Annotated in this window: 8 protein-coding genes; 1 reads left to right on the top strand and 7 read right to left on the bottom strand. The window is 71.3% G+C overall.

What is annotated here, in order from left to right:
• Nucleotides 1-187: 187 nt before the first annotated feature.
• Together P0084_RS09265 and P0084_RS09260 are read right to left on the bottom strand one after the other, a co-directional pair.
• Nucleotides 188-1,822 (bottom strand): hydantoinase B/oxoprolinase family protein, encoded by a 1,635-nt coding sequence (locus tag P0084_RS09265; protein ID WP_308916557.1) that lies wholly within the window; start codon nt 1,820-1,822, stop codon nt 188-190.
• Entirely contained in the window at nt 1,819-3,924 is a 2,106-nt protein-coding gene (locus tag P0084_RS09260) for a hydantoinase/oxoprolinase family protein (protein WP_308916556.1), read from the bottom strand. The genes P0084_RS09265 and P0084_RS09260 overlap by 4 nt, the downstream gene beginning before the upstream one ends.
• A gap of 95 nt (nt 3,925-4,019) precedes the next feature.
• On the opposite strand from P0084_RS09260, the gene P0084_RS09255 reads away from it, so the two are divergent.
• Nucleotides 4,020-4,418, top strand: a complete 399-nt coding sequence (locus P0084_RS09255) for a rhodanese-like domain-containing protein (RefSeq protein WP_308916555.1) — start codon at nt 4,020-4,022, stop codon at nt 4,416-4,418.
• Between the two features lie 85 nt (nt 4,419-4,503).
• Here the strand turns inward: P0084_RS09255 and P0084_RS09250 are convergent, their stop codons facing one another.
• The 5 genes from P0084_RS09250 to asnB all read right to left on the bottom strand — a co-directional run bounded on the left by P0084_RS09250 (nt 4,504) and on the right by asnB (nt 11,782).
• The gene (locus tag P0084_RS09250; RefSeq protein WP_308916554.1) at nt 4,504-5,289 is read right to left on the bottom strand and encodes an FAD binding domain-containing protein; all 786 of its coding nucleotides are present in this window, start codon (nt 5,287-5,289) and stop codon (nt 4,504-4,506) included.
• Between the two features lie 14 nt (nt 5,290-5,303).
• On the bottom strand, nt 5,304-7,673 hold the full coding sequence (locus tag P0084_RS09245) for a xanthine dehydrogenase family protein molybdopterin-binding subunit (RefSeq protein ID WP_308916553.1): 2,370 nt from the start codon (nt 7,671-7,673) through the stop codon (nt 5,304-5,306).
• Between the two features lie 28 nt (nt 7,674-7,701).
• Entirely contained in the window at nt 7,702-8,211 is a 510-nt protein-coding gene (locus P0084_RS09240; RefSeq protein ID WP_308916552.1) for a (2Fe-2S)-binding protein, read from the bottom strand.
• Nucleotides 8,212-8,566: 355 nt separating this feature from the next.
• Complete coding sequence (locus P0084_RS09235; RefSeq protein ID WP_308916551.1) at nt 8,567-9,679, bottom strand: glycosyltransferase; 1,113 nt, start codon at nt 9,677-9,679, stop codon at nt 8,567-8,569.
• 141 nt (nt 9,680-9,820) lie between these two features.
• Nucleotides 9,821-11,782: an asparagine synthase (glutamine-hydrolyzing) gene (gene asnB, locus P0084_RS09230; RefSeq protein WP_308916550.1), complete on the bottom strand. Its 1,962-nt coding sequence runs from the start codon at nt 11,780-11,782 to the stop codon at nt 9,821-9,823.
• Nucleotides 11,783-11,784 lie beyond the last annotated feature (2 nt).

Raw genomic sequence — 11,784 nt, 5'->3', positions numbered from 1 at the left:
TGCCGGGCGCAAGGGCGCGGGATTTGCAACGATGCCTGGGCTTCGCGGGGCGCCGGAGCCGCCGGGGCGCGGCGACGACGCGGCGCGGGGTCGGGGACGGCGCGTGTCTGCCGCGCGTCTGCGCCGCGTCTGCGTTCCGTCCGACGGCTGCGGCGATTCGGGCTGCCCGCCCCGGTCCGGTGGCGGCCTATCGCCCGGTTCCGTCCCGGTCCGATCCCCGGACGTAGCCTGCGGCGACGTCGCGGGCCGCGACTTCCGGATCGCGTTCGGCGGGGTCGCCCAGGCCGCCGCCGCCGGGCAGGGACAGGCGCAGGCGGGCGCCTTCGGGGACCTTCTGGCGGCCCTTCGGGTGCAGGGGGGTGCCGTCGGCCAGCTCGACCCGGCCCCCGGCCCCCGGTTCCCCGCCGTCCCGCCCGCGGGCGGGGTGGGCGACGCGGTCGAACATCGCGTTGAACCACATCTCGTAGCCCGCCCGCGGCTCGATCTCGATCACCTGGCCCAGGCCCCCGCGCTGGCGGCCCCGCCCGCCCGATCCTTCGCGCAGGTCCTTGCGCCAAACGACGATCGGACCCGTATGCTCCGTCGCCTCCACGCTCATGGTCGAGACGCCGGACGGGAAGGCGGTGGCCGACAGCCCGTCCAGCCCCGGCCGCGCGCCCGTGCCGCCGGAGTTGAACATCAGCACCTCCGCCGAGGGCAGGTCCGCGTCCGGGTCCGCGGCGCGGGCGGAGATCTGGATGTTCCACAGGGCGGCTGCGCCTTCGGCCGGCACGGTGCCGGGTAGGGCGCCGTGCAGCGCGCCCAGGACGACGTCGGGCACCAGATGGCCCATCACGTGCCGCACCGACACGGGCGCGGGGCGGCGGGCGGCCAGGATGCAGCCTTCGGGGGCGGTTATGGCGAAGGGTTCCAGCGAGCCCGCGTTGTTCGGCACGTCGGGTGCGATGGCGACCTTCAGGCCGTAGCACGCATAGGCGCGGGTATAGACCTCCGGGCAGTTGACGCCGAACCGGCTGGGCCCGGACGTGCCCGCGAAGTCGCAATCCAGCCGGTCGCCCGTCACGTCCAGGCGGACATGCATGTCCACCGGCGCCTCGAATCCGTCGACGCGCATGTGGTTGCGATAGGTTCCGTCCGGCACCGCCGCGATGGCCGCGCGCGTCGCGTTCCGGCTGGCTTCGACGATGTGGTCCGACAGGGCTTGCAGATCGTCCAAGCCGAACTCGTCCAGCATAGCCTGGAGCCTGCGGTCCCCCGCCTCGTTGCAGGCGGCGAGCGAATGGATGTCGCCCACCGTCTGGTCCGGGGTGCGGACGTTGGCGCGGATCAGGCGCACGAGGTCGCGCGACACCCGTCCGCGTTCGGCGAATTTGGTGATGGGGATCAGCAGCCCCTCCTCGTACACCTCCGAGGCGTCGGGGCCGAAGCCGCGTCCGCCCACGTCCACCACATGCGCGGTGCAGGCGAAGTAGCCGATCAGCCTGTCGCGGCGGAAGACGGGGGTGACGACGGTGATGTCGTGGAGGTGGCCCGTGCCCAGCCAGGGGTCGTTCGTCAGGAAGACGTCGCCGGGATACGTTTCGGCGGGCGGGATGGCGCGGGCGAAGTGTCCCACGCTCTCGGCCATCGCGTTGACGTGGCCGGGCGTCCCGGTGACGGCCTGCGCGATCATGCGGGCGCGGGCGTCGAACAGGCCCGCCGACAGGTCGCCCGCTTCGCGCACGGAGGTGCTGAACGCGGTGCGGATCAGGGTGGTGGCCTGTTCCTCCACCACGGCGATCAGGCGGTTCCACATGATCTGGAGGTCGATCGTTCCGGTCATGGCGCGTCTTCCTTGCGCAGGAGCAGCAGGCAGCCGTCCCCCTGTCCGACAACCCGGAAGGCGGAGGTGACGATCGTGGTCGTCTCGTCCTCGACCACCACGGCGGGTCCGTCGAGCGCGGTGCCGGGCGTCAGGGCGCTGCGCGGGACCGCCGCCGCGTCCACCATGCGCCGCAGGGCCGCGTCGTAGAAGGGGCGGCGGGCGCCCGCCGCGACCGGGTCGCCGGTGGCGAAGCGGTCGGCCGGGACGATCTCGGGCAGGGGGGTGGATACCAGGAGCGACCAGTTCGTGACCTCGCAGGCCAGGCCGTCGATGGTCCGGCCGAACAGCGCGCGATAGGCGTCGGCGAAGGCCGCCTCGATCCGGGCGGCGTCGTCCGGCGTCAGGCGGCGGTGGGGCAGGGAAACGGGGATCTCCCACCCCTGGCCGGCATAGCGCATGTGCGCGGTCAGGGCGGTCGTCGTGGACGCCCCGTCCGCGCCGGCGGCGACGAAGCCGCTCGCCTCCGCCTCCATGTCGGCCAGGGCGTCGTTCACGGCGTCCGCGTCGAAGGCGTCCATCCGCTGGAACAGGCCGCGGGTCGCGTCGAAGCTGAAGGGCGCGGTCAGGAAGCCGATGGCCGATCCCACGCCCGCGCCGGGGGGCACGAGGACGGCGTCGAGGCCCAGCTTCTCGGCCAGGCGGCAGCTGTGCAGCGGCGCGCCCCCGCCGAACGCCACCATCGTGAAGCGTTCCACGTCGCGCCCGTTCTCGACCGCGTGGACGCGGGCGGCGTTGGCCATGTTCTCGTCCACCATCTCGGTCACGCCGAAGGCCGCGTCCCGGGGGTCCAGGCCGGTCCGGGTCAAGTGCGCGTCGACCGCGCGGGCGGCGGCGCCCTGATCGAGCGGCATGGTGCCGCCCGCGAACCCGTCCGCGTCGAGGCGCCCCAGCAGGAGGTTGGCGTCGGTGACGGTCGGGTCTGTCCCGCCGCGTCCATAGCAGGCGGGCCCCGGTTCCGACCCGGCGGAGCGGGGGCCGACCTGGATGCGGCCCATCGCGTCGATGGACGCGATCGACCCGCCACCGGCCCCGATCTCGACCATCTCGACCACGGGGGTGGAGACGGTCATCCCCGAGCCCTTCTTGAACCGATAGGTGCGCGCGACCTCGAACGTCGACGCGGTCTTGGGCGCGCCGTCCTCCACCAGGCAGATCTTGGCCGTGGTGCCGCCCATGTCGAACGATAGCGCCCGGTCGATGCCGTGCGCGCGGGCGTAGCGGGCCGCGAAGATCGCCCCGCCCGCGGGCCCCGATTCCAGCAGCCGCACGGGCTGGGCCGCCGCGTCCTCCACCGACATCAGGCCGCCGCCCGAATGGAGCATGAAGACCGGACCGGCCATGCCCGCGCCCCGCAGGTCGTCCACCAGACGCCCCAGATAGGCGGCCACCATCGGTTGCACGTAGGCGTTGGCCACCGTCGTGTTGAAGCGCGGCAGCTCGCGCATCTGGGGCGAGACGACGGAGGACAGGGACAGCGGCACCCGGGGCAGGGCGGTCCGCAGGGCGGCCGCGACGCGGCGTTCGTGCGCGTCGTTCGCATAGGCGTGCATCAGGCCCACGGCCACCGCGTCGTACCCGCCCGCGGCGATGCGGGCCACTACGTCCCCCAGCGCGTCCTCGTCCAGGGGCAGGAGGACCTCGCCCCCCGGGCCGACGCGTTCGGGCACGGTCAGCCGATCCTCGCGCGGGACGAGGGGTTCGGGCAGGACCAGGTTCAGGTCGTACTGCTCGAACCGGTTCTCGGACCGCATCTCGATCACGTCGCGGAAGCCCTGCGTCGTGACGAACGCCACCCGGGCCCCGCGGCGCTGGATCAGGGCGTTCGTGACCAGGGTCGTGCCGTGGATGACCTGGGCCACGTCCGACAGCGCCACCCCCGCCTGGTCCGCCGCCTGGCGAAGGCCGTCGAGGATCGCGCGTTCCGGCCCGGCATAGTCGGTCAGGACCTTGCAGGTCGTCAGGCCGTGCGGCCCCGCCAGCGCCACGTCGGTGAAGGTGCCCCCGATGTCCACGCCCGCGCGGATGCGGATGTCGGTATGGGTCGGCTCGGTCGGGCGCATCGCAACCCCTCGGATCGTCGGACGGGGCACCGTTGCATCGCGGCGCCGGGCGGTGTCAACGTCGGGCGGACCGGATGGACGGAAGGGTGGGACGCATGGCCTTGAAGCGAACCGCGGCGCAGATGGTGGACGAGGCCCGCGCCCGCATCGACGAGGTGGAGACGGCGGACCTGATCGCGATGCTGGACGATCCCGACGTCGTGGTCGTCGACATCCGGGACGTCCGCGAACGCCAGCGCACGGGCGCCATCCCGGGTTCGGTCCATGCGCCGCGCGGCATGATCGAGTTCTGGGTCGATCCCGACAGCCCGTACCACAAGGACGTCTTCGCGCAGCCGGGCAAGCGGTACGTGTTCCACTGCGCGTCGGGCTGGCGGTCGGCCCTGACGGTCGCCACCCTGCAGGACATGGGCTTCGCCGCGTCGCACCTGCGCGAAGGGTTCGGCACCTGGGCCGAGCGGGGCGGCCCGGTGGAGCCCGTCGAACGCGGATAGGCCACGCGTCGGACGCAGTCGGGCGGGGGTCTTCCCGGTCCGGCGGGATCGGCGTCCGACCCGGACGGCCGGGTCGGGGCGTGCGTCAGGCGTGCTCGACGGCCCGGCGCGTCATCACGGAGACCAGATGCGCGCGGTACGGCTTCGTCGCGTGCAGATCCTCGATCATGTCGTCCGGCGCGATCGTCAGGCCATCCAGCGCGGATGCCTCGAACCTGTCGGACAGCCGTTCCTCCGCCTCGGTCCAGCGGAACACGCCCCCGCTCGACGCGCCGGTGACGGCGACGCGCGCCCCGTCCGGGTAGCGGGCGGCGAACACGCCCACGAGGGCGAAGCGCGACGCGCGCTGGACGAACTTCTCGTAATGCGCGGCCTGCGCGACGGGCACGGTGACGGCGGTGATGATCTCGCCGTCGTCGAGCGCCGTCTCGAACATGCCGCGGAAGAAGTCCTCCGCCGCGATGTCGCGGGCGTTGGTGTGGATCGTGGCGCCCGTGGCCAGCGCCATCGCCGGATAGCAGGCGGAGGGGTCGTTGTTCGCCAGGCTGCCCCCCAGCGTGCCGCGCGACCGCACGGCCATGTCCCCGATGTTGCCCGCCAGGCGGGACAGGGCGGGGAACCGGTCCGCCGTTTCCCGCGCGATCCGGGCGTGGGTGGCCATGGCCCCGATGCGCAGGGTGTCGACCGTGGCCTCGATGTCGGACAGGCCCTCGACGCGCTTCAGGCTGACGATGGTGTCCGGCGCGGCCAGGCGCTGCCGCAGCGCGGGCAGATAGGTTTGCCCGCCGGCCAGGGCCTGCGCGTCGCCGCGCCCCAGCGCGGCCACGGCCTCGTCCAGGGTGGCGGGGTTGGCGAAGTCGAAGTCGTACATGTCCCGTCCCCCCCTCAGGCCTGCTGCAGCGCCGTCCAGACGCGCACGGGCGTCAGGGGCATGTCGATATGGGCGACGTCGTGGCCGCCGCGGGCCAGCGCGTCGATCACCGCGTTGACCACCGTGGGTGGCGAGCCGATGGCCCCCGCCTCGCCGCAACCCTTCACCCCCAGGGGGTTGTGGGTGCATTCCGTGACGGAGGAATGGTCCACCACCAGGGTCGGCAGGTCGTCGGCGCGCGGCATGGCGTAGTCCATGTAGCTGGCCGACAGGAGCTGGCCGTCCGCATCGTAGGTCGTCTGCTCCAGCAGGGCCTGGCCGATGCCCTGCGCCAGCCCGCCCTGGACCTGGCCCGTGACGATCAAGGGGTTGACGACGTTGCCGAAGTCGTCGGCGGCCACCATGGACACGACGTCGACGACCCCCGTCTCCGGGTCGACCTCCACCTCGCAGGCATAGGCGCCCGAGGGATAGGTGAAGTTGGCGGGGTCGTAGAACGCCGTCTCCTCCAATCCCGGCTCGATCTCCTCCAAGGGGAAGTCGTGGGGGATGTAGGCCTTCAGCGCCACGTCGCCCCAGGCCACGAACTTGTTCGTGCCGGGCACGCTGAACTGGCCGTCCGCGAAGTCCACGTCGTCGGCGGAGACCGACATCATGTGGGCGGCGATCTTCCTGGCCTTGACGATCACCTTCTCGGTCGCGCGGTGCACGGCCGATCCGCAGACCGCCAGCGACCGCGACCCGTAGGTGCCCATGCCGAAGGGGATCTTCGACGTGTCGCCATGGACGATCTCGATGGTCGCCGGATCGACGCCGAGCATGTCGGCCACGATCTGCGGAAACGCGGTCTCGTGCCCCTGACCGTGGCTGTGCGCGCCGACCATGACCGATATGTTGCCCGTCGCGTTCACCCGCACGGTGGCCGCGTCGTAGAGGCCCACGCGGCTGCCCAGCTGGCCCACCAGGTTCGACGGCGCGATGCCGCAGGCCTCGATGTAGCTGTTGATCCCCAGGCCGCGCAGCTTGCCGCGCCGTTCGCTTTCCGCGCGCCGCCCCTCGAACCCGGCGAGGTCCGCGCGGCGTTCCAGCACGTCCATCAGGGCGTCGTAGTTGCCGGAATCGTATTCCAGCCCCGCGGCGGAGGCATAGGGGTACTGGTCGGGCTGGATGAAGTTCTTGCGCCGGATCGCGATGGGGTCGATCCCCAGTTCTCGCGCGCATTTGTCGATCACGCGTTCCAGGGAATACGTGGCCTCCGGCCGGCCCGCGCCACGATAGGCGTCCACGGGCGCGGTGTTGGTGAACACGGCCTTCACGTTCACGTAGACGTTGGGGACGGTGTAGTTCCCCGCCATCAGCGTCCCGTGCAGGAAGGTGGGCGTCGCGGTGGAGAAGTTCGACAGGTAGGCGCCGACATTGGCCATCGTTTCCGTGCGGAAGGCGATGAAGGTGCCGTCCGTCTCGCAGGCCAGCTCGATCCTGGTGACGTGGTCGCGGCCGTGGGCGTCCGTCAGGAACGCTTCCGACCGGGTGGCGGTCCACTTGACCGGACGGCCCAGGCGCTTGGCGGCGGACAGGACCAGCGCCTCCTCGCCGTAATGGTAGATCTTCGATCCGAAGCCGCCGCCCACGTCGGGGCCGATCACGGTCAGCTTGTTCTCCGGGATGCCCAGCACGAACGCGGAGATCAGCAGCCGCGTCAGGTGCGGGTTCTGCGACGTCGTCGTTAGCTTGTAGTCACCGGTGCCGGGATCGTACTCGCCGATGGAGCAGCGCGGCTCGATCGCGTTGGGGACCAGGCGGTTGTTGACCAGCTCCAGCGTGGTGACGTGGGGCGCGGCCTCGATCGCCGCCGCCGTCGCCTCGCGGTTGTCCTCGATCCAGCCCCAGTCGAAGCACTGGTTGCCGGGAAGGTCGTCGTGGACGCGGTTGTCGCCGTCGGCCAGGGCCGCGGCCATGTCGACCACGGCGTCCAACGGCTCGATCTCGACCTCCAGCGCCTCCACGGCGTCCATCGCCTGCTCGCGCGTCTCGGCGATCACGGCGGCATAGGCGTCGCCCACGTGCCGGACCTTGCCATGCGCCAGGACGGGGCGCTTGGGCTCGTACATCGGCGTGCCGTCGCGGCTGTTGATCAGCCAACCGGCCGGGTTGCTGCCCACGTCGGCGAAGTCGGCGCCGGTGAAGACGGCCAGCACGCCGGGCATGCCTTCGGCCGCGGCCGCGTCGATGGACACGATGCGCCCATGCGCCATGTCAGACCGCGCGAAGGCGGCGTAACAGGTGCCCGCCGGCGTGTGGTCGTCGGTGTACTTGCCGCGTCCCATCAGGAACCGAACGTCTTCGCGCCGCTTGGTCGCGGTGCCGATGCCGCCGTCCAACATGACGTATCCTCCCTGTGTGTCGTCGTTCTTATTCGGCGGCCACGGGGGCCGGTTCGCTGTCCATCGCCGCAGGCACGGGTTGCCCGGAGGCGGCCAGGATCGCGTTCACGATCCCCTGATATCCGGTGCAGCGGCAGATGTTGCCCTTCAGCGCGTGCCGGATCTCGGCGTCGCCGGGCTTGGGGTTCTCGCGCAGCAGGGCGGCGGTCGCCATCACCATGCCCGGCGTGCAGAAGCCGCATTGCAGGCCGTGGTGGTCCTGGAACGCCTGCTGGATCGTGTTCAGCGACCCGTCCGACATGGCCTGCCCTTCGATGGTCTCGACCTCCGCGCCGTCCGCTTCGACCGCGAGCATCGAGCAGGCCTTCACGGGGGCGCCGTCGACGTGGATCGTGCAGGCCCCGCATTGCGACGTGTCGCATCCCACATGGGTCCCCGTCAGGCGCAGCCCGTCGCGCAGGGCGTGGACCAGAAGCGTCCGGTTCTCAACCCGGACGGTCCGGTCCGTCCCGTTCACGCGCATCGAAATCTCCGGCATCGTCACCTCCCCTGTCGCTGCCGTTCGACGCCGCGCCTGCATCCGCCCGTTCGGGGCGGAAGGGGTGCGTCGAACCTGTCCCTGGTCCGCAGCCTAGGGGTCCCATGCCCGGTCTGGCAAGACGCGCATCATGCCGCAGCGTCGTTCGGCGCCCGACATCCCCCATGGTCCGGCCGGGGACCGGACGGCGCGGGACCCGGCGATTGGGCCATCGTCGGTCCGGGGGCCCCGCGTCCGGCGTCCGCCGCGGCGAACCGTCCGAGCCGTGTCGGAGGGCCGTCGCCGCTGACCGATGACGGGCATGCCCGCCCCGACGAGCCGCGTCACCGGATGCACCGCCGGCGTTCCGGGGACGTCAGGACCCGATCAGCCCCTCGTAGAGGGTCGCGTAACGCCCCACCGCCGCATCGATCCCGTAGCGGTCCACCACCCGGGCGCGGGCCGCCATGCCGAGGGCGCGCCGCGCCTCGGGCTCCATGCCCGACACTTCCAGGATCGCCTGGGCCAGGGCGTCGGGATCGCGGATCGGGACCACCCGGCCCGTGGGTCCGACAATCTCCGCCACGTCGCCCACGTCGGTCGTGGCGACGGGCACGCCGCAGGCCATGGCCTCGCCCACGACGTTGGGGAACCCCTCGTAGTCGGAGGCGAGGCAGAGCAGGTCGAAGCCCGGCATCAGTGCCACCACGTCGTCGCGCTGCCCGAGGAGATGGAGCCGGGGGGACGCATCGCGTCCGACGACCGTGTCCCAGTCCCGGCCGACGACGACCGCGTGGATCGACGGGTCGTGGGCCAGGACGGACTTCAATGCGGCCAGCAGGTTCGGCGGGTTCTTCGCCGGATCCACGCGCCCGACGTAGCCCACCACCCGGCAACGGGCCGGGATCGACAGCGTGTCGCGCAGTTGCGACCCGGCCTCGGGGTCGGGCCGCCACCGTCCGATGTCGAAACCGTTGGGCATCACCCGTCCGTTCGCCAGGAAGCCCGCCGCTTCGTGCTGTCGAAGGGCGCGGTCGGAATTGTAGAGGATCGCCCGGGGCCGCGATGCGCGCGAAAGCCGGGCGGAGACCCGCACGAGCGGCCGGACGGGCGCGCCTTCGTTCAGCGATGTGCGGACGTTCCACGTCACGACCGGTCGCGATCGCAGCGTCGCGGCCGTCACGCTGGCCGCGACGTTTCCGTGATACATCCAGCCTTGGATCAGGGCAGGGCGCGTCGCGGCGACGATGCGGCGCAGGCGTGCCGCCGCGCCGACCGAGGGACGCCCACGGCGCATGTCGAGCGTGTCGACCGGGATCCCAAGGTCGTGCAGGCGCGGACCATAGGCCCCCGCATCGGTCAGCGACAGGACGCGGTTGCCGTACCGATCGTTCAGACCGCCGCGCAGCAATTCGTAGAGCGCGCGTTCCGCACCGCCGATGCCGAGCCCCGAAATCACGTGGAGGATGGTGGCGGGCGGGGCGGTCATGGGTCTCCGACATCGGTTCGGCACGACGTGCTAGCCGAAGGGTCCGGGAGAGACAACGTGCGGGGGGCGCCGATGCCTCGGATGTCGTCCGACGTCCCATCGGACCGCATGGGGCGTCGCGACGCGGGAGCCGCGAACCCGCTAGGCTGCGGCGTTCGAGGCGACGGTCGTCTCGCGATGGCGGTCGAGCCAGGCTTGGAACATGAGGACGTCCCAGAGCTGCGCGTGCCAGCGCCGCTTGCCGCTCGTATGTTCGAGCCACATCCGGCGGACCCGCTTCGGATCGAAGTATCCGTCGCTTCTCAGGCGATCCTCGCCGAGCAGGGCTTCCGCCCAGTCGCGGAGGGCGCCGCCCAGCCAATGCTCGATCGGAACGCCGAACCCCATCTTCGGACGCTCCATCAGGGAACGGGGCACGTAGTCGTAGAGGACCTGTCGCAGGAGCCACTTGGACTGGCCGTCACGGCATTTGTAGGCCTGCGGGACCCGCATCGCGAATTCGACCAGCTCGTGGTCGAGCAGCGGGATGCGCCCTTCGAGGCTGACGGCCATGCCGGCCCGGTCGACCTTCGTCAGGATGTCGCCGGGCAGGTAGGTGACCGTGTCCGCCAGGGCCATCGCGGCGTCGAGGCCCACGCGCTCCGCCAGCCGGGCGCCATCGTCGAGCAGGGTCCGCGGTTCGCCCTGGGATCCGAGGACCAGGGCGGTGGGGTCGATCTGATGGGAGACCATCTGCTTGTAGAACGTCATGCCCGAACCGGCGCCGAGGATCGCGGCGACCTTGGGCATCCGGTCCGCCGGATGCATCGCCCGCAGGCGCGAGGGCAGGGCCCGCTCGATCCCGCGCAGGACGCCGTTCGGAACCCCTCGCAGCCCGGCCGCCGTTGTGCGACGCAGGATCGCGGGAACGGCGTCGATGCGCTTCCATGTCCGCGCCACGAGATCGTAGCGTCCGTAACCCCCGAACAACTCGTCCCCGCCGTCACCCGACAGGCTGACGGTCACGTCCTCGCGCGCGAGGCGGCTGACGAGGAAGGTCGGGATCTGCGAGCTGTCGGAGAAGGGCTCGCTCCAGATTTCGGGCAGGCGCGGGATGACGTCGCGTGCCTGCGAGGGCGAGACGTAGAGCTCCGTGTGGTCGGTCCGCAGGTGATCGGCCACCGCGCGGGCGTGATGCGCCTCGTCGTACCCTTCCTCCGAGAAGCCGATCGTGAACGTCTTGACCGGTCGATCCGACTGCGCCTGCATGATCGCCGCGACCAGGGTCGAGTCGAACCCGCCCGAAAGGAAGGCGCCCAGCGGCACGTCGGCGACCATGCGACGCGCCACCGATCGGTGCAGCATCCCGTCCAGCCGGGCCTTCAGATGGGCCGCGTCGCCGGGCTCCGGCTCGGCCTCCAGGGTTCGCTCGACGATGTCCCAATAGCAGGTGGTCGGCGCGTCCGCGTCCCCCGGACCTTCGAGGCGCACGAAATGCCCCGGTCGCAACTTGTGGATCCCCTGGAAGATGCTGTGGGGCGCGGGGATGTAGTTGTGCCGCAAGAAGAGCGCCAGCACGCTTCGGTCGATCCGCGGTTCGTATCCGGGAAACGGCGCGAAGGCCGATAGCTCGGATCCGAACAGCAGGGCGCCGTTCGACAGGCCATAGTAGAGGGGCTTCTCTCCCAGCCGATCCCGCGCCAGGGTCAGGACCCGGTCCGACCGATCCCATAGCGCGAAGGCGAACATGCCGTCCAAGCGGGAAAGCGTTTCCTCGAGCCCATAGGCGTCGATCGCGGCCAGGAGGACCTCGGTATCGGAATGCCCCTTCCAGTCCGGCGCCCGGCCGATGCGGGCCAACTCGTCCCGGATCTCCGCGAAGTTGTAGATCTCGCCGTTGTAGCTGATCACGTAGCGCCCGGAGGGCGAGGTCATCGGCTGATGTCCGGCGGTCGAAAGATCGACGATGGCCAGGCGCCGGTGACCCAGGGCGAGGCCGGCCTTCCGGTCGTGCCATCGGCCCGAACTGTCGGGGCCCCTGTGGGCGATCCGTTCGGCCATTCCGTCGATCAGACGATCGGAGAACGCTTCCCCAGGGGCCCAGTACCCTACGAGTCCACACATGG

The sequence above is a fragment of the Jannaschia maritima genome (assembly GCF_030973515.1).
GTDB lineage: Bacteria > Pseudomonadota > Alphaproteobacteria > Rhodobacterales > Rhodobacteraceae > Jannaschia > Jannaschia maritima.
The sequence above is the reverse complement of the archived record's forward strand: the minus strand, read 5'-3'. Positions and strand labels throughout refer to the sequence as shown.

Bases quoted from the DNA above. Each gene is read 5' to 3' on its own strand.
- P0084_RS09235 (WP_308916551.1), bottom strand. From the start codon at position 9,679: ATGACCGCCCCGCCCGCCACCATCCTCCACGTGATTTCGGGGCTCGGC.
- P0084_RS09255 (WP_308916555.1), top strand. From the start codon at position 4,020: ATGGCCTTGAAGCGAACCGCGGCGCAGATGGTGGACGAGGCCCGCGCC.
- P0084_RS09250 (WP_308916554.1), bottom strand. From the start codon at position 5,289: ATGTACGACTTCGACTTCGCCAACCCCGCCACCCTGGACGAGGCCGTG.
- asnB (WP_308916550.1), bottom strand. From the start codon at position 11,782: ATGTGTGGACTCGTAGGGTACTGGGCCCCTGGGGAAGCGTTCTCCGAT.
- P0084_RS09240 (WP_308916552.1), bottom strand. From the start codon at position 8,211: ATGCCGGAGATTTCGATGCGCGTGAACGGGACGGACCGGACCGTCCGG.
- P0084_RS09245 (WP_308916553.1), bottom strand. From the start codon at position 7,673: ATGTTGGACGGCGGCATCGGCACCGCGACCAAGCGGCGCGAAGACGTT.
- P0084_RS09260 (WP_308916556.1), bottom strand. From the start codon at position 3,924: ATGCGCCCGACCGAGCCGACCCATACCGACATCCGCATCCGCGCGGGC.
- P0084_RS09265 (WP_308916557.1), bottom strand. From the start codon at position 1,822: ATGACCGGAACGATCGACCTCCAGATCATGTGGAACCGCCTGATCGCC.